Below are 22,728 nucleotides of genomic sequence, written 5' to 3' on the forward strand. Positions count from 1 at the left end.
CACAGCACTGTGCAAAATCGTAAGATGACGTATACGGTGTGACGCCTGCCCGGTGCCGGAAGGTTAATTGATGGGGTTAGACGTAAGTCGAAGCTCTTGATCGAAGCCCCGGTAAACGGCGGCCGTAACTATAACGGTCCTAAGGTAGCGAAATTCCTTGTCGGGTAAGTTCCGACCTGCACGAATGGCGTAATGATGGCCACGCTGTCTCCACCCGAGACTCAGTGAAATTGAAATCGCTGTGAAGATGCAGTGTACCCGCGGCTAGACGGAAAGACCCCGTGAACCTTTACTACAGCTTGGCACTGAACATTGACCCTACATGTGTAGGATAGGTGGGAGGCTTTGAAACCGGTACGCCAGTATCGGTGGAGCCGTCCTTGAAATACCACCCTTGTAGTGTTGATGTTCTAACTTAGACCCGTTATCCGGGTTGAGGACAGTGCCTGGTGGGTAGTTTGACTGGGGCGGTCTCCTCCCAAAGAGTAACGGAGGAGCACGAAGGTGGGCTAATCACGGTTGGACATCGTGAGGTTAGTGCAATGGCATAAGCCCGCTTGACTGCGAGAATGACAATTCGAGCAGGTGCGAAAGCAGGTCATAGTGATCCGGTGGTTCTGTATGGAAGGGCCATCGCTCAACGGATAAAAGGTACTCCGGGGATAACAGGCTGATACCGCCCAAGAGTTCATATCGACGGCGGTGTTTGGCACCTCGATGTCGGCTCATCACATCCTGGGGCTGAAGTCGGTCCCAAGGGTATGGCTGTTCGCCATTTAAAGTGGTACGCGAGCTGGGTTTAGAACGTCGTGAGACAGTTCGGTCCCTATCTGCCGTGGGCGTTGGAAGATTGAAGGGGGCTGCTCCTAGTACGAGAGGACCGGAGTGGACGAACCTCTGGTGTTCGGGTTGTGTCGCCAGACGCATTGCCCGGTAGCTAAGTTCGGAATCGATAACCGCTGAAAGCATCTAAGCGGGAAGCGAGCCCTGAGATGAGTCTTCCCTGACCCCTTGAGGGTCCTAAAGGGTTGTTCGAGACTAGAACGTTGATAGGCAGGGTGTGTAAGCGTTGTGAGGCGTTGAGCTAACCTGTACTAATTGCCCGTGAGGCTTAACCATACAACACCCAAAGGGTTTTGATGGACTCAAAGCAAGAACTTTGAATGTGTAACTACAGAACTTAATAACAGCTTTCCGAATTAAAGAATTTGCTTGGCGACCATAGCGATTTGGACCCACCTGATTCCATGCCGAACTCAGAAGTGAAACGAATTAGCGCCGATGGTAGTGTGGGGCTTCCCCATGTGAGAGTAGGACATCGCCAGGCTTTAAATACTGTTACTCGTATATACGTGTAACCACATCATCAGTGTACTAATCTGACGATGACAATTTGTGGAGAGATGGCTGAGTGGTTGAAAGCACCGGTCTTGAAAACCGGCATACGTTAATAGCGTATCTAGGGTTCAAATCCCTATCTCTCCGCCACTATTTAAACCCCAGCAGAAATGCTGGGGTTTTTTCGTTGTTGCTCTATAACTCTGATATTACTGAATTTCGCATACAGAACTGTTTCTTAAAGCGGAATTGAAGTGAGAAATAATCGCTTCAGCTAATGGGTGCTCACGACTTACAGCGATGTGTAGAGGAACCCTCTTTACCGCTAGATCTGATACGTAAAAGTCTTTTTGCTTGAGCCCCATTGTTTTTACGTTCCAAGAGAAGACAACCTCATCCATCAAGATGGCGTCCGCTCTTTGTTTAGTTAAATACAGAATGTTCTCTTTGACATCTTTCGCTGCAAGGATATTAAGCCCTGATTTGGACTTTAGTGCTTCTCCATAAGCGTACCCAGAGACTAAACCTAGCCTGATCTCGCTTAGGCTCTGAGCGTCTTGATACTTAATAGGTGCCGACTTGGGGCTTATTAATTTAATTTGATTGATGTAATAGGGATGGCTAAATAGAAAGTCTTGCTCTCTTTCCGGTGTTTTCCACACTCCAAGTAAGACGTCTGTTTTTGCTTCTAGCGTTGACTTATAAGCCCTTTTCCACGGTAGAAAATGTGTTTCTAGTTCATAACCTGCAAGGCATAGCGTGTCTGTTACTATCTGATGAGCATAGCCAAGAGGTTGAGACGGAGAATTAAAATACGGCGGCCACTCGTCTTGAACACCAGTCAGAGGTTTCAGCGCATAGCTGTGACCCGAAAAGATGAAACACAGTACTATGAAGGCATACTTTGCCACTTCAAGCTTCCTTGCTTACCATAATTTGTTCTTTTCATCTTAGGAGGAAGGCAATCAAGAAACCGTGACTCGGTCAAAAGATATGACTATCAATACAGCTTGCTTCGTCACTTATAAAGAAGGGCTTTACTTTATGTTAACTAGATTGCTTGGCCATTCTTCATAAGGAACAGGTCTGCTGTATAAGAAACCTTGGCCAAGCGGACAGTTGAGCTTTGACAGCAGTTTAGCCTGTTCATCAGTTTCAATGCCTTCTGCAATAAGCGATACCTTCATTCCTTTCGTCATATTGACAATCGCAGCCACAATCGAGGTATCAAGCTCTTCAGGATTAAGGTTATTAACGAAAGTGCGATCAATTTTAAGGCAGTTAAAGGGCAGCTTATGCAAGTATGCAAGCGAGCTGTAGCCGGTACCAAAGTCATCAATCGCAATATGAACACCGAGATCGCGTATGGCTTGCATGTTCTGAATAGTGACGGGATCGTTGTCAACGATGCGAGACTCAGTAATTTCCAAGGTCAGATTGTTCGCGCTTAACGTCGACTGAGCGAGGACCTTCTGCAATGTTGAAATGAAGTCTGGTTGAGACAATTGATTTACTGACAGGTTGACGTGTATATGGAATGATGAGTCCCATTTACCCTCTTTCATCCCTTGTACTGTGTCGTTACAGGCTTGAAGCAGTATCTGTTCACCAATCGCCCCAATCAGCCCACTTTCTTCAGCGATAGGAATGAAGTCCATCGGAGATACCAAACCAGCAGAGGGAGAGAGCCACCGTGCTAAAGCCTCTGCACCGACGACTTCTCCAGTCTTAAGGTCCACAAGCGGTTGATAGAAAGGAACAAATTCATTGTGTTCTAATGCATCTTTAATTTTGACCTGCATGAGAGTGCGGTTACGAGAAATATCTGCCATTTCAGGACGATAATGGCTAATGCTTGTCATGTCTTGTTTTGCTGTACTGAGCGCGATACTGCCGTTGCGTAGCCACAGAGTCATGTTTTCATCCGGGCCATTTTCAACAATACCGATTGATACACTGACAACAACGCTTTCTTGCTCCATGACAAAAGGAGAGGCGAACGTTTTTAGAACTCGATTGGCGGTTTGAAGCGAGCTCTCACCATTTTGTTGTTCAGGTATATAAATAGCGAATTCATCACCGCCAATTCGTGCTAAATAATGCTCATTAGTGAATGCTGACTTGAGACGTCGCGAAATAGTAATCAGCAGCTGATCACCTTGATAGTGACCTAGGCTGTCATTGATATCTCTAAACTTATTGATACCAACCAGCATCAGTGTGCCATTGAGAGCAGGAAGTTTGTCACAGGTATCTATCAAACCTTCTCGACTATAAAGCTTGGTTAAAGAGTCGTAGAGAAGCTGAGAGCGAAGCGCTCTAAACGAAGCCTTAAGGTTATTCGCCATTTCATTAAAGGCATAAACCAGCATGGTTGTTTCGTAGATACTTCCAGGTTTTGGCATGTGGCTGTCCCAGTCACCTTTCGCCAAACGCTTGGCAGCTGCCGCTGTAGAGGTGATTGGTGCGACGATACGGTTGAACGCGACGAGACCTAAACCTATGCCGATGAAACTGGCGATGACACCAATTATCCAGCTATTTCTTTGGCTTTCAGGTAGTTTGCCCAATAAGTGATTTTCTGAAATGGCTACGCCTATATACCACTTCAAGCCATGTTCGTCTGTGTAAGGGGTAAAATGATTGAAGTAGCGCTCTCCTTCAATATCGAGTGTGTATCTTAGAGTCTCGCTTTGCTGATGAAGCTTGTGAGATGAGAAATAATCAGCGTTAGCTTTCACTATAGGATCGGAGCTTTCCGTCGCGAGTAAGCGTTCACCTTTCTTACTTTGTGGAGTGCCCCACGAGACAATTCGTCCACTGGTTGATTGGGCGACGACGCGGTTTTTATCGTCGACGATGTAGAGTACTGCGCTGGTCTTTTGCTGTTGATTTTTGAGAAAGGTATTGAAGGTGTCGATTTTGATATCTGTGACGACAACACCTTGAAAGACTTGGTCGTAAAAGACTGGAGTTAATGCTGATAGGGTAATTTCTTGTCGTTCATCGGCGTTGGCATATATAGATGACCACATCGGCACTAAACTTTTTGCAACAGGTGCATACCAAGGACGAATGCGTGGATCGTAGCCTTCAAACACTGAGCGGATATCTTCACTGATCTCCTGACCTCGATAAATGACCAGCTTTCCGTCAGTGCGATCGTCTTGCACCATTAAGGTATAACCCTTATTCGGTTCCTTGCGAAAGCCTATATACTCGGCGTTTTCTCCGCCAAAACCAATCACATCAAGTTGTGGGAAATTATTGTAGAGATTGCGAAATGAGGTAAGCAAATACTGCTCAATATCTGTTGTATCACCCGGAGTATAGAGTCGATTGAAGCCAATAGAATGGCTCAAAGCTAAGCTTGCTTGAAAGGGCTCATCTAAAAAGCTGTGAAGTTCGAGGTTAACGTTGTCGGTCAGGGCTGTGAGTTGCTTGTCACTGATATCAACCACCATCTCTTCATAACTATTCTTCTGAACTGTGACGATCACGCCTATGGTGAAGATAAAAATCATCACGAAAGGTAGTACTACGGCGGTTCTAAGAGTGATTTGAGTGGTCGCTGACATCCGTGTTCTTCTGCTGATACAGTACTCTGAATTTATTATTGTATTAAATGCGAGCGAGTGTATTGATTAAAAAGTAGGTGATTTATCCTTATTATTCAAGCTAATGAGGTTAGCTGCGCAGATTAAATCACCTCTATTTCAATCAAGTTGTGACGTTTGTTCCAGTGTTAATAGAGCTCCTTGAGCTTACGTGTCAGTGTATTTCGTCCCCAACCTAAAACTTTTGCTGCATCTTGCTTATGTCCGTTGGTGTGCTCCAACGCTGCTTCCAAAAGTATACGTTCAAATTCAGGAAGTGCATAAGAAAGTAGCTCGGTATCGCCTTGTGATAGAGAACTTTTGGCCCATGTCGCGAGTTGTTGTTGCCAAGAACCTGAAGTGGAAACATCGTTGTGTGCTTTCTCTTCAAGCAGCTCTGTAGGAAGATCGGCAGGTAAAACTTCAGTACCGCTCGCCATGACGGTTAACCAGCGGCAGATGTTCTCGAGCTGACGTACGTTGCCTGGCCAATCTAAGCGGTTAAGTGTTTCAACTGTATTTGGATGAAGCGTTTTTACATCAACGCCAAGCTCTTCAGCCGCGAGAGCGAGGAAATGTAGCGTGAGCTTTTCAATATCTTGCTTGCGCTCTCTTAAGGCAGGGATTTGGATGCGAATAACATTGAGGCGGTGAAATAAATCTTCACGGAAATCGCCTTTATGCACCAGCTTTTCGAGATTTTGGTGGGTTGCTGCGACAATTCTTACATCCACTTTAATTGGCGAGTGGCCGCCAACGCGGTAAAACTGACCATCTGCGAGAACACGTAGCAATCGCGTTTGAATATCAAGCGGCATGTCGCCAATCTCATCCAAGAACAGAGTACCGCCATTGGCTTGCTCAAAACGACCTTGGCGAACGCTATTTGCGCCGGTAAATGCTCCTTTTTCATGACCAAACAACTCAGACTCGATTAAGTCTTTCGGTATCGCGGCCATGTTAAGGGCGATAAAAGGTTTGCTGGCTCGTGGGCTGTGACGATGAAGGGCATGAGCGACCAGTTCTTTACCGGTACCTGATTCCCCATTGATAAGCACTGAGATCGACGAACGCGATAAGCGACCGATAGCGCGAAACACCTCTTGCATGGCGGGTGCTTCACCAATGATTTCTGGTGGTGTGTAGTTATCATCAGCAAGAGAAGCCTGTTCTTGTTTTTGTTCTTGGCTATGGGTAATGGCGCGCTCAACTAAAGTCAGCGTTTCATCAACATCAAATGGCTTAGGCAAATATTCAAATGCCCCTTTCTGATAAGCGTTCACGGCTGCATCGAGATCGGAGTGGGCAGTCATAATGATGACGGGTAATTCAGGCGAGCGTTCATGGACTTGCTTAAGGAGCTCAATGCCGTCAATACCAGGCATGCGTATGTCGGAAACAAGCACATCAGGTGTTTCACGTTCAAGCGCCATCAGCACGCTCTCTGCATCAGCAAAGGTTTCACACTTGATATTGGCAGACGATAGGGTCTTCTCCATGACCCAGCGAATGGAGCTGTCGTCATCGACCACCCAAACATATCCTTTACTCATATTGTTTTCCTTACAGCAATGCCACTAATGTTGTTTAAATAGGTAAATAAATCGTAAATGTTGTTCTACCTGGCCAACTCTCTACATCAATTTTACCTTGATGTTGGTCGATCAGATTTTGTGCAATCGAAAGCCCAAGTCCTGTCCCGCCCTCGCGGCCACTGACCATTGGATAAAACAGCGTGTCTTGTAAGTCGGCTGGAATACCTGGTCCATTGTCGATAATCTCGACCCGGGCAGCCAATTTGCATCTCTGACCATGTATATTGGCTTGGTGCACCGTTCTGGTGCGAATAGTGATTTGGCTATTCGATTGGTTTTTTAGTATGTGCCCAGCATTGCTAACAATGTTAAGCAGTGCTTGTTCTATTTGATCCGCATCCATTAAGATTTCAGGCAAGCTTGGATCATAGTCTCGTTCAATCGTGACACTTTGATTGACCTCAAGGTCGACAAGTTGGCGAACTTTTTCCAAAATCAGGTGCAGATTCTCGGGTTGTTTCTTACCGGGTTTTTGCGGGCCCAACAATCTGTCGACTAAAGCGCGAAGTCGGTCTGCTTGCTCAATAATGATCTGGGTATATTCCGCTAAGCTTGGGTCTGGCAAGGTTCGCTCAAGCAGTTGAGCCGCACCTCTCAGCCCTCCTAACGGATTCTTTATTTCATGGGCTAATCCGCGCACTAGAAGCTTGGCCGCTTGCTGCTGCGCATGTTGATTGAGCTCTTGAGATAAACGACGCTGTTGGCCAATCTTTCTCATCTCGACTAACAGCATTAACTCTTTTTTCCAAGAAATAGGGCTAACGGTAACTTCTAACATCAAAGGCTTACCATCAACCACAAAAGTCACGTCACTATCTGTGATGCTTTGACCGCTTTGCAAAGGCTGAGAGAGCAATGCGAGATCCATCGAGGCGTGCTGAATTAAGTGGGAAAGAGGGTGGTCAACGATTCGCTTAGCGCTCTGGGAAAAAAGCTGCTCTGCGGCTGGGTTGGCGTATTTGACCAACAGCGATTCGTTCATGATCAAAATCGCCGTGACTTGATGATTTAAAATAATGTCGTTGAGTTCGCTATCCACTGCTTTTGCCCCATCCTTGAACTTGAATTGTGCAATGCACCAATATGGTGCGTTAAGTGATTCAAGTATGGCGCATTGAATGTGAGAACTGAAGTGAAAACAGGTGAAAGTCCTAGGAATTAGGGCTTGGTTTCACTGATTTGATGGTTGCTCGCAGTAAATGCACCGTAATAGGTTGAGAAGATGCAATAAGCTTGCCGTCTCTAAATGCTTGAATGCTCAATGAGTGTTGACCTCGATCGAGGTTTTCTAACTGCCAATTGGGCTGAGTGTTAAGGTCGCCATAACCAACCCCGTTGACAATAAGTTGTAGTTGCTCATTTCGGGCAAGTTTACGGTTGAGCGTCGCTTTAATTTGCAGCGAACCGTTATTGCTTCTTACCGCTGAGTCTGGCTCCGGCACGGTAATGTTTACTTCCAGTGGTATCGTTAGTGCGGGTGAGGAAGAGGGAACTTGCTGTTGCTCAATATTGTGCTGATACAAAGTTTGGCTTTCTTCTTGTTGATGTGAAGGAGCAGTTATTGGTTCATGTTGAGGCAAGGTAATCGCACTGGCCGTGTTTTCGGGCTGTGAGTCACTGAAATGACGAGTACCATCGTCATCAATCCAGGTGTAAACAGTTTGAGCTGATGTTATGGCAGTGAAGAGAAGGCTTGTAGTGAGAGTGAGTTGAAGTGGGCGCATAACCGTTCCTGATTTGATGTCACAGTCAGGGTATCAGGCGCATCAAACGGCATAGAAACAAAAAGGCTCACCTGCGAGATGAGCCTTAGTTTTATGTAACCTGACGCGATAGCGCGTACTAAAGTTGATTATACAGAGTAGTACAATTCGAACTCTAGTGGGTGAGTTGTCATGTTTACTTTCTCTACGTCTTGAGACTTAAGATCGATGTAAGAGTCGATGAAGTCATCAGAGAATACGCCGCCAGCTGTTAGGAACTCACGGTCAGCGTCTAGACACTCTAGGGCTTCTTTTAGTGAGTAAGCAACAGTTGGGATTTCAGCTGCTTCTTCTGCTGGTAGGTCGTAAAGGTCTTTATCCATTGCTTCACCTGGGTGGATCTTGTTCTTGATACCGTCAAGACCAGCCATAAGCATTGCAGCGAAACATAGGTATGGGTTCGCAGATGGATCACCGAAGCGTAACTCGATACGACGTGCTTTAGGGCTTGGTACCACTGGGATACGGATAGAAGCAGAACGGTTACGTGCTGAGTAAGCAAGCATAACAGGTGCTTCAAAACCAGGTACAAGGCGCTTGTACGAGTTAGTTGATGCGTTAGCAAATGCGTTGATTGCTTTAGCGTGCTTGATAACACCACCGATGTAGTAAAGCGCCATTTCAGATAGGCCGCCGTACTTGTCACCAGCGAATAGGTTAACACCGTCTTTCGCTAGAGATTGGTGAACGTGCATACCAGAGCCGTTGTCACCAACGAGTGGCTTAGGCATGAATGTCGCTGTTTTACCAAATGCGTGAGCAACGTTGTGTACCACGTACTTGTAAACTTGGATTTCGTCCGCTTTCGCCGTTAGCGTGTTAAAGCGAGTTGCGATTTCGTTCTGACCCGCAGTTGCTACTTCGTGGTGATGCGCTTCTACTACTTGGCCCATCTCTTCTAGGATTAGACACATTGCGCTACGGATGTCTTGAGAAGAATCCACAGGCGCTACTGGGAAGTAACCACCTTTAACGCCTGGACGGTGACCTTTGTTACCGCCTTCGATGTCTGAGCCTGTGTTCCAAGCTGCTTCGATATCGTCAATCTTGAAGAAAGAACCAGACATGTCAGTCGCGAACTTAACGTCATCAAATAGGAAGAACTCTGGCTCTGGACCAACAAGTACTGTATCAGCGATACCAGTAGCACGTAGGTAGTCTTCAGCGCGTTTTGCGATTGAGCGAGGGTCACGGTCGTAGCCTTGCATTGTTGCAGGCTCAAGGATGTCACAACGAACGTTAAGCGTTGCATCTTCAGTGAACGGGTCAAGTACAGCAGATGATGCGTCAGGCATCATTACCATGTCTGATTCGTTGATGCCTTTCCAGCCAGCAACTGATGAACCGTCAAACATTTTACCTTCTTCGAAGAAGTCTGCGTCAACTTGGTGTGCAGGGATAGATACGTGCTGCTCTTTACCTTTAGTGTCGGTAAAGCGTAGGTCAACAAACTTAACTTCGTTTTCTTGGATCAGAGATAGAACGTTTTCTACTGACATCTTGGATAACCTCCAGTGTTATTAAAGCGGTTTAGCTCGATTTGGTTTATTCAATCCAGCATTGATTAATTTCGTTTCAATCGTATTAATCGATGCTATTTCTCTTAAAGCCAAAAGCATGCCAAAAAAATTAATCCATTAATTTCAATAAATTAGCGGTTTTGGTGTTAATTTGGTGCAGCTCTTTGCACCAAAATGATCTTTGTTTGCACTTAATTGGTGCGCTTGGGGTGTATTGCACCAAGATAAGACAAAATCGACAATCATTCAGCCGAGTTTTCGACCGCATGTCAATGGGGATTTCCCTTTACTCGGAGTGAGCTTGCGTTTCATCAATAAAAAATTCGTCGAAATGGAGCGAATCAGATCACATATTTCTGGGTTTTTCGCTAGAATCTGGTACATTACGGTCGTTTTTTTAATCAAATAGGCAGTGCTCATTAAATGTTCAATTTAAGAGGGTTGCTTCTTTTATAAGTGAATCAAAATCCATGGCTACTCCACAGATTGATAATTTAAGAAATATCGCGATCATCGCGCACGTTGACCACGGTAAAACTACACTGGTTGATAAACTACTACAGCAATCAGGTACTTTAGAGTCTCGCGGTGAAGCTGAAGAGCGAGTCATGGACTCGAACGACATCGAGAAAGAGCGTGGTATTACCATTCTTGCTAAAAACACAGCAATTAACTGGAATGATTACCGTATCAACATCGTAGATACTCCGGGACACGCGGATTTCGGTGGTGAAGTAGAACGTATCATGTCGATGGTAGACTCAGTGCTACTTATCGTTGACGCGGTTGATGGCCCAATGCCGCAAACGCGTTTCGTAACGCAAAAAGCCTTTGCTCACGGTCTTAAGCCAATCGTTGTAATCAACAAGATTGACCGCCCAGGCGCGCGCCCTGATTGGGTTATGGACCAAGTATTCGACCTATTCGACAACCTAGGTGCAACTGACGAACAGTTAGACTTTAAAGTGGTTTACGCTTCAGCACTAAACGGTTGGGCATCTCTAGAAGAAGGCGAAACTGGCGAAGACATGGAACCATTGTTCCAAACTATCGTTGAAGAAGTATCTGCACCACAAGTTGACCTAGAAGGTCCACTACAGATGCAAGTTTCTCAGCTAGATTACAGCTCTTACGTTGGTGTTATCGGTGTTGCTCGTGTAACTCGTGGTAGCGTTAAGCCAAACCAACAAGTGACAGTTATCGGTGCTGACGGTAAGACTCGCAACGGTAAAGTCGGTACGGTAATGGGTTACCTAGGTCTAGAGCGTCACGAAGTAGATCAAGCGAACGCGGGTGACATCATCGCGATCACTGGTCTTGGTGAGCTGAAGATCTCTGACACTATCTGTGCACAGAACCAAGTTGAAGCGCTACCTGCGCTATCTGTTGATGAGCCAACAGTAACAATGACGTTCCAAGTAAACACTTCTCCGTTCGCGGGCAAAGAAGGTAAGTTCGTGACTTCACGTAACATCCTTGAGCGTCTAGAGAAGGAGCTGGTACACAACGTTGCACTACGTGTAGAACAGACTGACGATCCAGACAAATTCCGTGTATCAGGTCGTGGTGAACTTCACCTATCTATCCTGATCGAAAACATGCGTCGTGAAGGCTTCGAGCTAGCAGTATCTCGTCCAGAAGTAATCATCAAAGAAGAAGATGGTCAGCTAATGGAACCGTTTGAGACGGTAACTATCGACGTGATGGAAGAGCACCAAGGTGGCATCATGGAGAACATCGGCCTACGTAAAGGTGAGCTGAAAGATATGTCTCCAGATGGCAAAGGCCGTGTACGTATGGACTTCGTAATGCCATCTCGTGGTTTGATTGGTTTCCAAACTGAGTTCATGACACTGACGTCTGGTTCTGGTCTTCTATACCATACGTTTGATCACTACGGCCCTCACAAAGGCGGTAACATTGGTCAACGTATCAACGGTGTACTGATCGCGAACGCGGCAGGTAAAGCACTAACTAACGCACTGTTTAACCTTCAAGAACGTGGTCGCATGTTCATTGGTCACGGTGTTGAAGTATACGAAGGCATGGTTATCGGTATTCACAGCCGTGACAACGACCTAACGGTAAACGCGCTAAAAGGTAAGCAGCTAACCAACGTACGTGCATCTGGTACTGATGACGCACAGGTACTGACTCCGCCAATCATCATGACTCTAGAGCAAGCGCTAGAATTCATCGATGACGACGAGCTAGTAGAAGTTACGCCAGAAAGCATCCGTATCCGTAAGAAGTTCCTAACGGAAAGTGATCGTAAGCGTGAAGCTCGTAACGCTAAGTAATATCACTTAGTTATTGTTTAAGCTTTAAAGCCCTGAGTTGATGCCAACTTGGGGCTTTTGTTTTTTAGGGTATGGAAATGAAACCTATCATAATTACTGGCGGCCCGGGGGCTGGTAAAACAACCTTGCTTGAGGCTTTGGCTGAATATGGCTATGCCGTATTTACTGAAGGTTCTCGCGCGTTGATTGAGCAGCAGAGCCAGCTGCCAGATGGTATTTTGCCATGGACCGACTTGCCTAAATTCGCGCGTTTATGCTTAAGGTTTATGGGTGACCAAAAGCTCACTGCGCAGCAATCACAGGTGGCTTTTATGGATCGAGCTATCCCCGATATTGTTGCTTATCTGAGAGTGGGCGGCTGCACGGTGGGGCAAGAGTTCCTAGATCAAAGTGCTGGATACCATAGTCAGGTGTTTGCGTGCCGACCTGAAGCCTCGATTTATGTTCAAGATGAGGTGCGCCCACATAGCTTTGAAGAAGCGCTGCAAATCCACCAAGTGCTTGTCGAAACCTATTCGGAGCTAGGTTATCAAGTGGTTGAGGTGCCATGGGGCACGCTGACTGAAAGGGTTGCTTTTGTTCGCCAAGTTTTAGGTTTAGATGCTGAGCAAAACCAAACAGTTATCTTGTAAATACTAGATCACCGTTGGCTTCGCTGGTTATTTATAGCTGCTACTACATTGGTACATGTCATAGTTTGCACCAGACATACGGTCCCTATAATCCTTCGAAATGATTTCAGTGATACGATAGTGTGTCGCCCCTTTCATATAGGCTTGGTTGCGAATTGTTGGTGTGACATTATTTGCATGCAAGTCAGACACCGAGCCACTACCCAAAAACTCGCATGCATAGAGTTGCTCTGTGCGAGCGGTCATTGACCTTACGGAGTGAGCGCCATCAACCAGAGTTACTTTTGCCGTGCAGCCAGAGACGATGGTAATTAAAGAGATAAGAGTGAACTGTCTAAGCACTAGAATGAGTCCTCGCAGAAAATAGTAGTCATTGATTTGGCTGCATTCTTACCGTGTAGCAAGCAAAAGTGAAGTTAATTTTGCTTGTTAAGGGGCACTATTTTCTGGAGGAATATTAGGTGATTAAATGAGTCTAAAAGCTAATGGATTTATCTTACTTTTGACTTAGCTTTTGCAGAAACTTATCCGATTCTGCAATCGCAGCATTCATATCTTGTATTGCGTATTGGATATCTTGCTCCAAGCTTGCAAACTCACCCTGTAGAGAGCCAATCGCGCTCGCGTTAAGGTTGTGCTTTAGATAAAGAGTATTGTCGCGCAGTGTATTGAGTACTGGGGTCATTTTGTCTTCTGCGCGCTTCATCGCTGATAACATAGTATTGTATGAGCGCTGAGTCTCTTTAAGTTTTTGTTCACTCGAACGCTTAAGCTTGGAACTAGTGTATAGTTTTAGCTCTTCTTGCCATTCGGCAAATAGCGCATCAGACACATCTTCAATCGCGGCAATGCGGTCACTGACGTCTTGTGCGGCTTTTTCACTGTCTTGGTATTTGTCGTTGATCTGGTTGTAGACGGTTTCTAGTTCTCCACCGTCGAAGTTGGTTAGTGCCGAAAGCGCTTCCAGTGCACTAGTAAATTCTTGCTGCGCGTCTTGTTGTGATTGTTTAGCGTCTTCAACACGATCCACCATGATGTCTCGTTTATGGTAGCCTACTTGTTCCATTGCAGAGTAATAGGCTGATTGACACCCTGTTAGGGTAAAAATCGACAATACAATAGCCAGTAAGTACGGCATGATGGTTTCCTTTCCTTTAGAATTAGACTGTTAGGATGACTGAGATAGTAGGGAGTTACAAGTTGAAAATTGAGCCAGTGATAAAGCAAACCGTATTATTTGCGCGCTATCTGCTGACTAGAATGGGTCACGATAGAGTCAACGTAAATGCAGGCTATCTGGCGTACATTACCCTGCTGTCAATTGTACCTATGCTAACCGTACTGCTATCAGTCTTATCCTCTTTTGCGATTTTTGAAAATGCTGGCACCGCGTTGCAAGACTTTGTGATTACTCATTTTGTGCCAGCCGCAGGAGATGCGGTTAAGAACGCTCTGCTGGAGTTTGTCGCCAACACAGGAAAAATGAGTGCTGTCGGTGGTGCTTTCTTGTTTGTTGCGGCTTTGATGCTGATCTCGAACATCGACAAAAACCTCAATTATATTTGGCGCGTAACAGAAAAGCGCCGTGCTGTGTTTTCCTTTTCAATGTACTGGATGGTACTGACGCTTGGGCCAATACTTGTTGGCGCCAGTATTGCTGCGACTTCCTATGTCACTTCTCTGAAAATCCTTGAGAGTGAGACGATATCAGGTGTCTACAACCTGTTATTGCGCTGGCTACCCTTCTTACTGTCATTCTTCGCTTTCGTCGGTTTATATTTGTTAGTGCCAAACAAGAAGGTGCGATTCCCCCATGCGGTTATTGGCGCGATTGTCGCTGCACTGCTGTTTGAAGCAAGTAAGAAAGGGTTCGCTGCTTATATTACCGAGTTTCCTTCTTATCAGTTGATTTACGGCGCTTTAGCTGCAATTCCTATCCTGTTTGTTTGGGTCTACTTATGTTGGTTAATTGTCTTAGTGGGCGCTGAAGTGACGGCTGCTCTGGGTGAAAGAGAGCAGTGGAGTGAGCAGCAAGAAATGGTAAACTCAACCCAATCTAATATTGAGCTAGTCAAAGGAAAGCAGAGTGATAGCACTGATCCAGAGAGTAAGTGAGGCAGCCGTACGCGTAGATGGTGAAGTGGTAGGAGAGATCGACAAAGGTCTACTTGTGTTGTTAGGCGTAGAAAAAGACGATGATGAAGCGAAAGCAAAACGTTTGATGGAGCGCGTAACGACTTACCGTGTGTTTGGTGACGATGAGGACAAGATGAACCTCAACGTGAAACAAGTCGATGGTAAAGTGCTGGTGGTCTCTCAATTCACGTTACCCGCTGATACTAAGAAAGGCACTCGAGCAGGATTTTCTCGTGGCGCACACCCAGCGGAAGCCGAGCGTTTGTACGAATACTTTGCTGATCGCTGCGCAGAAGTATTACCGACGGAGCGAGGACGCTTTGCGGCAGATATGAAAGTGTCGTTAGTTAATGACGGCCCCGTAACCTTCTGGTTGCAAGTATAATTATAAGGCTAGTAGAGAGGCGACCTCGTCTCTATAAAAAGGATTTTTATGTTTAAGCTGATCACGCCAAAAACAGACAACCAACTGAATAAGTACTATCACTTTCGTTGGCAAATGTTGCGCGAACCGTGGCGAATGCCGATTGGTTCAGAGCGCGATGAATATGATCCAATGAGTCACCACCGCATGATTGTTGATGGTCGTGGCAGACCAATGGCAATCGGGCGCCTGTACATTACGCCAGACAGTGAAGGTCAAATCCGCTACATGGCGGTTAAAGGTTCTCGTCGTAGTAAAGGCATGGGCTCACTTGTCTTGGTGGCGCTTGAGTCTTTGGCGCGTCAGGAGGGGGCAAAGCGCTTAGTGTGTAATGCTCGTGAGGATGCGATCTCCTTTTATGAGAAGAATGGCTTTGAACGACGTGGTGAACTAACAGACGAGCGAGGCCCGGTGAGGCATCAGCAGATGGTTAAGCAACTCGATCCGATGGCGAATGTACTGCGAAAACCAGAGTGGTGTACTGAGCTACAAGAGCGATGGGAGCATCAGATCCCAATCAGTGACAAGATGGGCATCAAGATAAACCAATACACTGGTTATCAGTTTGAATGTGGTGCGCAGCTTAACCCTAACCTGAATCCACACAATACAATGTTTGCTGGCTCAGCCTTTACGTTAGCAACCCTGACAGGCTGGGGAATGACTTGGCTGCTGATGAAAGAACGCGGTTTAACTGGTGATATTGTGTTGGCAGATAGCCAGATTCGTTACCGTCATCCAGTGACGCAAAACCCAGTTGCCTCGACTTCTCTAGATGGTATCAGCGGTGATTTGGATCGTTTGGCGTCAGGACGTAAAGCGCGAATTGTCATTCATGTCACGATTCAGAGTGGCGATCAGGCGGCGGTAGAATTCATCGGTACCTATATGCTGATCCCAGATTATAAGTCTGTACTTGGTGATGACTCTTCAGCGTCGGTGTAAGCGTTCGCTTCTTGTGCGGCCGATTCAGGTTTAGGCTTATCGGCCTGGCAAGTCTGCTTAATCACGTTGGCACCATTGAGGATATCTGACCAAAGCTCTAAACATTCTTGTTGCGACTTAAACAGCAAGGTCGCAAACTGAGGTTTGGTCAAATCCATTTCTCCGGCAATCTGTGACTGGCTATTGGGGCTACTGATAGAAATTCGCCCTCGATCGGCAATCATTTCTATAGCTCCCAAGTCTAATGGGTGCCGATATTCTTGCTCGCCATCGACACTTTTTGCTTCTAGTATGGATTGGTGCAAATAGGTCGTTATTTTTCCAGACAAGCTATGTGATAGCATTGAGTAGTCACCCGATAGACCTTCAACGTCAACCTCTACCTCTGCCAGCCCGGCGAGAGAAAATGGCAGTGTTTGTTGTAGCAAATAATGTTCTAAGGGTAGGCCATCGGCATGAAGTGTCAGCTGCCAAGGCGCACTCAATGTGCTTCTGTCCCAAATACCATTAGCTTCAATGTAACCTTGTTCTAGCGGAATGAAGGCGCGATCTAAGGTGAGTTTGTTGTTACTGGCATGCGCAGTCAAATGAGCCTGAGTGGTGAGTAGCTTATCTATACTAGCGGCATTGGCGCTTATCTCTAGCTTGCCTTCTAGCAGGCCGTGTTTGTCTTGATCAATCAGCGTCAGGTCAGAGCCTTCAATATTCAAACCTGAAACTTGCCAATATGGCTGCTTTTCAACTTGGATAAACTGAGAGTTTTCCACTTCAAGTTGATCAATTGCTAAATGCTTTACTGCCGCTGTGGCCTTTTTGAGATTAGGTATTAGCTGCTCGGTTTGTTCTAACCACTTAATCCCTGCCAGCTTGAGTTGCGACAGTGAGATAGTTTGTGGTGAAACTGTGCCTTGTAGCTGCACTCGTCCCTGTTTGAAGTCTGCGTCAAACTCCTCAACCCTGATCTGGTTGGAAGCGAATGCGAGCTTGGCTGTTGGAGAGAAAAGCTGTAGCTCTCCGTTGCCAATGTTTTCCGCATCAAATGATGCATAACCAGACTGCTGTTGCCACACTGGCTGGGTTAGGTCGAGATTCTCTAGCGAAGCATCAAGATGCTCAAAGCGCCAATGGCGATAGTTAAATGAACTATTAAGAATGTCTAAGCTGTTGATGTGGTAGATCGGCAGGTTGAGGTTACGAAATGTGGTTGAAAGCGTTTCTATCTGGCTCGAAAGTGGCAGCTTTAGTTGGTCGATGGTGACGTTAATTAAAGACCAACCTTGCGGGTACTGCTCTGCTTGTCCGGAAATATTCGCTCCGCGCCAATTAAAAGAACTGCCAAATATTGTGCTGTTGGCGGCTTGGTAACGCATATCGACGAGCACGTTATCGAGAGCCTCTCCTTGCATGTAAAGTTGTTCAACAGATAGCTGGATATTGCCATAAGGCAGCCTAGATTGATCGCTTTGCCATATAGGGTTTTCTATCTGCATATTCACGCCACGAGCCGACCATTTATTACTACTGATATCGACATGCTTCAACGCTAGCTGGTGGAGCTTAACTTGCTCGAAAAGGGTAGATTCAAGTTCATTCAGATCTAAACTTGCGCCTTCGACTAAAATAGAGTCGAAGTTTAGTTTGCCTTGTTGCCAAGGAAACTGGCTCAGCCATAAGGTGAGCTTAGGGAGCTGGATCGCTTTGTCGTCATGTTGCAGCTCAACATCGTTTAATGTCAGTTGGAATGGTGGAGAATATTCAGCGTGGGTGGTTTCTAGTTGATAAGGCGTCAGGGTATTAATAAAAGTAGTGACGAGTTTTGCGGCGTAACTGGTTTGCATGACCGTATACAAGGCAAGTACGGATAGAGTGATGGTACTGACCACTAGAATAGTAAGCAGCAAGAGTGCTTTTTTCACGTTTAATCACTTTCCCTCGTCGATAGATGCTACTAGCTTGGAACACTTTTTCTTTTCAGGCAACAAAAAGCCCCTCAATAGAGGGGCTTAGCTAAACAATTTCCAAGCAGGTCACTAATCTAGCTGAGGTCCAGCTGCAACCAGTGATTTACCTTCGTCATTGTCTGTGTACTTATCAAAGTTGTTGATAAAGCGCTCTGCTAGGTCTTTCGCTTTGCTTTCCCATTGTAGTGGGTCAGTGTAAGTATCACGAGGATCTAGGATTGCAGGATCAACGTCATGCAATGCCGTTGGCACTTCTAGGTTAAAGATTGGAATATGCTTGGTTTCCGCATTCTCAATTGAGCCATCTAGAATTGCATCAATGATGCCGCGAGTATCTTGAATTGAGATACGTTTACCGCTGCCATTCCAGCCTGTATTGACTAGGTAAGCTTCAGCCCCCGCTGCTTCCATACGCTTAACCAGTACTTCCGCATATTTTGTAGGGTGTAGCGTTAGGAACGCAGCACCAAAACAGGCTGAGAAAGTTGGCGTCGGTTCAGTAATGCCGCGCTCTGTACCCGCTAGTTTGGCGGTAAAGCCAGATAGGAAGTGGTACTTAGTTTGCTCTGGAGTCAGCTTAGACACTGGCGGTAGAACGCCAAACGCATCAGCAGATAGGAAAATGACCTTGTTTGCATGGCCCGCTTTCGACACTGGCTTAACGATATTCTCAATGTGTTCGATTGGGTAAGAAACACGGGTGTTTTCGGTTTTAGAACCGTCATCGAAGTCGATAGAGCCGTCGCTACGTACAGTGACGTTTTCTAGTAGTGCGTCGCGGCGAATCGCGTTGTAGATGTCTGGCTCAGCTTCTTTAGATAGCTTGATAGTCTTAGCGTAACAACCGCCTTCGAAGTTGAAGATACCGTCGTCATCCCAGCCGTGCTCATCATCGCCGATTAACTCGCGTTTAGGATCGGTAGATAGCGTGGTTTTACCTGTACCAGACAGGCCAAAGAACACGGCAACATCGCCATTTTCTTTACACTTGTTGGCGCTACAGTGCATAGAAGCAATATCTTTAAGAGGAAGGAAGTAGTTCATCATTGCGAACATACCTTTCTTCATCTCACCGCCGTACCAAGTACCGCCAATAAGCTGCATGCGTTCAGTTAGGTTAAATACCGTGAAGTTTTCAGAGTTGAGGCCGTGCTCTTCCCATTTCTGGTTAGTACACTTAGCACCATTCATTACCACGAAATCCGGTTCGAAGGTGGCTAGCTCTTTTTCCGATGGGCGGATGAACATGTTTTTCACGAAGTGCGCTTGCCACGCTACTTCAGTGATGACTCGAATGCTTAAACGAGTGTCTGGGTTGGCACCACAGTAGCCATCAATGACGAAAACACGTTTTCCAGATAGCTGATTTGTGACGAGCTGTTTAAGATCATTCCATACCGCTTGATCAATCGGTTTGTTGTCATTTTTCACCGCATCTGATGTCCACCACATGTGCTCTTCTGTGGTCGCGTCTTTTACGATGTACTTATCTTTTGGTGAGCGTCCAGTAAAAATACCGGTATCTACAGCGACTGCGCCTAGCTCGGTGACCACGCCTTTTTCATAGCCTTCCAGATCCGCGCGAGTTTCTTCTTCGAACAACATTTCGTAGCTTGGGTTACGAATAACCTCTTTAACGTTTTGAAGCCCGTGTTTGGTAAGATCAATTGTTGCAGCCTTTGTATGTTCCATAACGGTCATAGGTGCTCCTTATAGGAATATTTTGTAGGGATTTTGTAATAATCTTTTAATTTTTATCTGCTCACCATGCTAGCAATGGGCCTCGTAGAAAACAGGGATATAGCTCAAAAAATATCCGTATTTTTGGTGGGGTTTTAAGCGACACATCACATATTGGTGGAGTTAGTTTATCGTGTGCGCAAAGCTTTGCGCTAGAGCAAAATCATTATTAATTGATAAAAATTAACAGGTTAATTTATTACGGATGAGGCTAGGTATTACGGGGGAATGATCACAAAAAAGGCCAGCGTGTGCTGGCCTTTTGAAGGGTAAACTACAGTCTTGCTATGCTGTAAAAATTAATGCAGTGTTTTGTTGCCTGAATCCGTTTGATTGAACAGCTCAGATACCTGTGCTTCGTCGAACGAATAGTTCGTGCCGCAGTAATCACAATGTAAAGAAATTGAACCAACCTCAGCCAAAATGTCGTTCACTTCTGCTCGATCGATGGTCACGATAGCTGCACCACTACGTTCACGAGAACAGCCACAGAAAAACTCAACGGCTTGCGGATCAAACAAACGAACTTTTTCTTGGTTGTAGAGGCGGTAGAGCAATTCATTCGCTTCTAAGCCGAAGAGCTCTTCATTTTTTACTGTATCTGTTAGTTGCTCTAGGTGCTCGAAATCTTCAGGTGTGCCAGTACCATCTGGCATAACCTGAATTAGCATACCTGCCGCACGCTGTTGACCTTCGTATTCACCAGTACGCAGCCAGATGCGAGTTTTAAGCTGCTCTGAGTTGGCAAAGTAGCTTTCTAGGATCTCAGACAAGTTGTCACCGTCTAGACCAACAATACCTTGGTAACGTTCGCCTTTTTTAGGATCGATAGTAATGACCAGGTGACCTTTACCCATCATGTCATGAATAGTCGCGTTATCAGCAATATCACCTTCCCAGCGAGCAACACCACGGATTTTCTGGTCATGATCGCCATTGATGACAGCTAGTGATACAGGGCCATCACCTTGTAATTGCATAGTGATAGAGCCTTCAAACTTCAACGTTGCTGTTAAAAGAGTGGTTGAAACCAATAGCTCACCCAGCAGCTTTTGTAGTGGTGCTGGGTATTCCTTGCTAGAAATAATACGTTGGTAAGCGTCATCCAATTGTACCAACTCACCACGAACTGAAAGATCTTCAAATAAGTAGCGGTTCAAAACATTGCTTGCCATGTGGCGATTCCTCGTAAATCTGCTAGAGCTTATTGGTGTTTAAATTTAATGATATCGCGGCGCTGCTTTTTATCAGGGCGGCGATCTGGGCTAGGATTATGGGCGTGAAGCTTGCGACGTGCTGCATTCTCTTCACGTTTACTTAGACTCTCTGTTGTTTCAGAGTAGAGCGTTTGTGCTTCTGGGGCACCGCGACGTTGGTCTGAAATCTTTTCTATGACCACAGTCTTCTCTTCGTGCCCTTGTCTTAAGGTAATCACCGCACCGAGTTCGACAGCCTTACTTGGCTTGCTGCGCTGACCATTATAATGGACTTTGCCACCATCGACCATGTTGCGCGCGATGGAGCGAGTTTTATAAAATCGTGCAGCCCATAGCCATTTATCGAGTCTTACTGCTTCGGTTTGGGAACCCATTGTATCTCTTGCCCTCTAAGGTGATGAATGTTTGTTCCATTCAGATGCAGTAACAATGGTGACGAATGTGGCATTTTTCAAGCGAGATCATAAAAATTAAGCACTAAGAAAGTGACGTTCGGTGGTTTTATGTTTAGCTTGTTTCATATTTTGATACAATGAACCGCTACATCTTTGATAACTAATATTAACTTCCGTTATACAGGGCTTAGTACCATATTCTTAACGGGTGCAACAAGGCTCCAAGCTAGCGAGATAGGGACAGCGAGTGAAGCAAAACAGTGTAATGGCTCTACTTAAATTCGGTGAGGCGCTCAAAGACGTGACTATGCAGCAGCGTATCAGCTACGTAGTGATGATGCTTCTACTCACAATCAGTGCTTGGATTGGTGGGCAGATGCTTTGGCAACCGTGGAGTACATCTTCCGTATCGCAATGGCAGCCTAGTGGCGTGGTTAGTGCGGGCTCGTCTAGTGCATCGCAACTCGATATTTCAGAGCTGCAGAACAGCAATCTTTTTGGCAAGTATCAAGAAAGTGCGCCAGTTGTCGAACAACCAAAAGTACAAGATGCGCCGAAAAGTCGCTTGAACGTGGTTTTGGTTGGCGTGGTGACTAGCTCGAACCCAGAAAAAAGTTTAGCAGTGATTGCCAATCGCGGTCAGCAGGCAACGTATGGAATAAATGAAGTGATTGAAGGTACTCGCGCTAAACTTGTCCAAGTTCAGTCTGATCGAGTCATCATCGATAATTCAGGCCGCAATGAGACAGTTATGTTAGAAGGTCTGAAATATACCAAACCATCAGTAACGGCAGTTAAAGCACCAGAAAGTGTGACACGCAGTCAGGTTTCACCAGACTCATTAAATAAAATTCGCGAAGAAATCCGCCAAGATGCTAAACAGATCTTCCAATATGTGCGGATGTCGCAAGTAAAACAAGATGGAGAGGTGGTTGGCTACCGCCTTTCTCCGGGTAAAGATAGAGCGCTGTTTGACGCTGTTGGTCTTAAACCGGGTGATATCGCAATTTCAATAAATGGACTGGATCTCAAAGATTCTGCGGCAATGGGAGAAGTGTTTAGAAGCTTGTCCCAGTTGACTGAACTCAACCTAACAGTAGAACGAAACGGTCAACAACACGAAATATACATTGAATTATAAGGTTGTCGCAGCAGCGTCAGCGATC

The 22,728-nt window shown here is 45.8% G+C and carries 18 protein-coding genes, 1 tRNA gene and 2 rRNA genes; 9 read left to right on the plus strand and 12 right to left on the minus strand.

Annotated features, from left to right (window positions below):
• From AC6R00_RS11925 to AC6R00_RS11935, 3 genes are all read left to right on the plus strand, one after another.
• Positions 1-1,119: ribosomal RNA gene (locus AC6R00_RS11925) — 23S ribosomal RNA — on the plus strand; the annotation flags it as partial.
• Between the two features lie 92 nt (positions 1,120-1,211).
• Positions 1,212-1,327: ribosomal RNA gene (gene rrf / locus AC6R00_RS11930) — 5S ribosomal RNA — on the plus strand.
• A gap of 70 nt (positions 1,328-1,397) precedes the next feature.
• Positions 1,398-1,488 (plus strand) — tRNA-Ser (locus AC6R00_RS11935).
• Between the two features lie 59 nt (positions 1,489-1,547).
• Here the strand turns inward: AC6R00_RS11935 and AC6R00_RS11940 are convergent.
• The 6 genes from AC6R00_RS11940 to glnA form a co-directional block, all read right to left on the minus strand.
• A complete protein-coding gene (locus AC6R00_RS11940; RefSeq protein WP_500640542.1) occupies positions 1,548-2,249 on the minus strand; it encodes a substrate-binding periplasmic protein in 702 nt (233 codons plus the stop codon).
• A 126-nt stretch (positions 2,250-2,375) separates the two neighbouring features.
• A complete protein-coding gene (gene gepA, locus AC6R00_RS11945; protein WP_500640543.1) occupies positions 2,376-4,916 on the minus strand; it encodes a phosphodiesterase GepA in 2,541 nt (846 codons plus the stop codon).
• A gap of 167 nt (positions 4,917-5,083) precedes the next feature.
• Positions 5,084-6,487 carry a nitrogen regulation protein NR(I) gene (glnG, locus tag AC6R00_RS11950; RefSeq protein ID WP_500640544.1) on the minus strand — a complete coding sequence of 468 codons (1,404 nt, stop codon included), beginning with the start codon at positions 6,485-6,487 and terminating at the stop codon, positions 5,084-5,086.
• Between the two features lie 34 nt (positions 6,488-6,521).
• On the minus strand, positions 6,522-7,568 hold the full coding sequence (glnL, locus tag AC6R00_RS11955) for a nitrogen regulation protein NR(II) (protein ID WP_500640545.1): 1,047 nt from the start codon (positions 7,566-7,568) through the stop codon (positions 6,522-6,524).
• Positions 7,569-7,680: 112 nt separating this feature from the next.
• Positions 7,681-8,253: a DUF4124 domain-containing protein gene (locus AC6R00_RS11960; RefSeq protein WP_500640546.1), complete on the minus strand. Its 573-nt coding sequence runs from the start codon at positions 8,251-8,253 to the stop codon at positions 7,681-7,683.
• 128 nt (positions 8,254-8,381) lie between these two features.
• Entirely contained in the window at positions 8,382-9,791 is a 1,410-nt protein-coding gene (gene glnA, locus AC6R00_RS11965; RefSeq protein WP_004749011.1) for a glutamate--ammonia ligase, read from the minus strand.
• Between the two features lie 491 nt (positions 9,792-10,282).
• On the opposite strand from glnA, the gene typA reads away from it, so the two are divergent.
• Positions 10,283-12,112 (plus strand): translational GTPase TypA, encoded by a 1,830-nt coding sequence (gene typA / locus AC6R00_RS11970; RefSeq protein WP_500640547.1) that lies wholly within the window; start codon positions 10,283-10,285, stop codon positions 12,110-12,112.
• Positions 12,113-12,189: 77 nt separating this feature from the next.
• Positions 12,190-12,744, plus strand: a complete 555-nt coding sequence (locus AC6R00_RS11975) for an AAA family ATPase (RefSeq protein ID WP_500640548.1) — start codon at positions 12,190-12,192, stop codon at positions 12,742-12,744.
• Positions 12,745-12,771: 27 nt separating this feature from the next.
• Here the strand turns inward: AC6R00_RS11975 and AC6R00_RS11980 are convergent, their stop codons facing one another.
• Both AC6R00_RS11980 and AC6R00_RS11985 read right to left on the minus strand, forming a co-directional pair.
• Positions 12,772-13,086, minus strand: a complete 315-nt coding sequence (locus AC6R00_RS11980) for a hypothetical protein (RefSeq protein WP_500640549.1) — start codon at positions 13,084-13,086, stop codon at positions 12,772-12,774.
• A gap of 154 nt (positions 13,087-13,240) precedes the next feature.
• Complete coding sequence (locus AC6R00_RS11985) at positions 13,241-13,882, minus strand: DUF2959 domain-containing protein (RefSeq protein WP_425666209.1); 642 nt, start codon at positions 13,880-13,882, stop codon at positions 13,241-13,243.
• 35 nt (positions 13,883-13,917) lie between these two features.
• Between AC6R00_RS11985 and AC6R00_RS11990 the strand changes: the two genes are divergently transcribed.
• Genes AC6R00_RS11990 through AC6R00_RS12000 form a run of 3 tightly spaced genes read left to right on the plus strand, consistent with a single transcriptional unit; the run spans position 13,918 to position 16,249 of the window.
• Positions 13,918-14,859: a virulence factor BrkB family protein gene (locus AC6R00_RS11990; RefSeq protein ID WP_500640550.1), complete on the plus strand. Its 942-nt coding sequence runs from the start codon at positions 13,918-13,920 to the stop codon at positions 14,857-14,859.
• Entirely contained in the window at positions 14,831-15,265 is a 435-nt protein-coding gene (gene dtd / locus AC6R00_RS11995; protein WP_239852536.1) for a D-aminoacyl-tRNA deacylase, read from the plus strand. The genes AC6R00_RS11990 and dtd overlap by 29 nt, the downstream gene beginning before the upstream one ends.
• 48 nt (positions 15,266-15,313) lie before the next feature.
• Positions 15,314-16,249, plus strand: coding sequence for a bifunctional GNAT family N-acetyltransferase/hotdog fold thioesterase (locus AC6R00_RS12000; RefSeq protein ID WP_272786044.1), 936 nt, complete (start codon positions 15,314-15,316; stop codon positions 16,247-16,249).
• Here the strand turns inward: AC6R00_RS12000 and AC6R00_RS12005 are convergent.
• From AC6R00_RS12005 to hslR, 4 genes are all read right to left on the minus strand, one after another.
• On the minus strand, positions 16,207-18,165 hold the full coding sequence (locus AC6R00_RS12005; RefSeq protein WP_500640551.1) for an AsmA family protein: 1,959 nt from the start codon (positions 18,163-18,165) through the stop codon (positions 16,207-16,209). The genes AC6R00_RS12000 and AC6R00_RS12005 overlap by 43 nt on opposite strands.
• A gap of 114 nt (positions 18,166-18,279) precedes the next feature.
• Positions 18,280-19,911: a phosphoenolpyruvate carboxykinase (ATP) gene (pckA, locus tag AC6R00_RS12010; RefSeq protein ID WP_004746111.1), complete on the minus strand. Its 1,632-nt coding sequence runs from the start codon at positions 19,909-19,911 to the stop codon at positions 18,280-18,282.
• A 338-nt stretch (positions 19,912-20,249) separates the two neighbouring features.
• Positions 20,250-21,125 (minus strand): Hsp33 family molecular chaperone HslO, encoded by an 876-nt coding sequence (gene hslO, locus AC6R00_RS12015; RefSeq protein WP_500640552.1) that lies wholly within the window; start codon positions 21,123-21,125, stop codon positions 20,250-20,252.
• A gap of 29 nt (positions 21,126-21,154) precedes the next feature.
• Positions 21,155-21,541: a ribosome-associated heat shock protein Hsp15 gene (gene hslR / locus AC6R00_RS12020; protein WP_500640553.1), complete on the minus strand. Its 387-nt coding sequence runs from the start codon at positions 21,539-21,541 to the stop codon at positions 21,155-21,157.
• A gap of 286 nt (positions 21,542-21,827) precedes the next feature.
• Between hslR and gspC the strand changes: the two genes are divergently transcribed.
• A complete protein-coding gene (gspC, locus tag AC6R00_RS12025; protein WP_500640672.1) occupies positions 21,828-22,703 on the plus strand; it encodes a type II secretion system protein GspC in 876 nt (291 codons plus the stop codon).
• Positions 22,704-22,728: the final 25 nt, after the last annotated feature.

Source organism: Vibrio sp. R10-SF1-ISO8 (genome assembly GCF_059833805.1).

Bases quoted from the DNA above. Each gene is read 5' to 3' on its own strand.
- gepA (WP_500640543.1), bottom strand. From the start codon at position 4,916: ATGTCAGCGACCACTCAAATCACTCTTAGAACCGCCGTAGTACTACCT.
- glnG (WP_500640544.1), bottom strand. From the start codon at position 6,487: ATGAGTAAAGGATATGTTTGGGTGGTCGATGACGACAGCTCCATTCGC.
- AC6R00_RS11960 (WP_500640546.1), bottom strand. From the start codon at position 8,253: ATGCGCCCACTTCAACTCACTCTCACTACAAGCCTTCTCTTCACTGCC.
- glnA (WP_004749011.1), bottom strand. From the start codon at position 9,791: ATGTCAGTAGAAAACGTTCTATCTCTGATCCAAGAAAACGAAGTTAAG.
- typA (WP_500640547.1), top strand. From the start codon at position 10,283: ATGGCTACTCCACAGATTGATAATTTAAGAAATATCGCGATCATCGCG.
- AC6R00_RS11975 (WP_500640548.1), top strand. From the start codon at position 12,190: ATGAAACCTATCATAATTACTGGCGGCCCGGGGGCTGGTAAAACAACC.
- AC6R00_RS11985 (WP_425666209.1), bottom strand. From the start codon at position 13,882: ATGCCGTACTTACTGGCTATTGTATTGTCGATTTTTACCCTAACAGGG.
- AC6R00_RS11990 (WP_500640550.1), top strand. From the start codon at position 13,918: ATGACTGAGATAGTAGGGAGTTACAAGTTGAAAATTGAGCCAGTGATA.
- AC6R00_RS12000 (WP_272786044.1), top strand. From the start codon at position 15,314: ATGTTTAAGCTGATCACGCCAAAAACAGACAACCAACTGAATAAGTAC.
- pckA (WP_004746111.1), bottom strand. From the start codon at position 19,911: ATGACCGTTATGGAACATACAAAGGCTGCAACAATTGATCTTACCAAA.
- hslO (WP_500640552.1), bottom strand. From the start codon at position 21,125: ATGGCAAGCAATGTTTTGAACCGCTACTTATTTGAAGATCTTTCAGTT.
- hslR (WP_500640553.1), bottom strand. From the start codon at position 21,541: ATGGGTTCCCAAACCGAAGCAGTAAGACTCGATAAATGGCTATGGGCT.
- gspC (WP_500640672.1), top strand. From the start codon at position 21,828: ATGGCTCTACTTAAATTCGGTGAGGCGCTCAAAGACGTGACTATGCAG.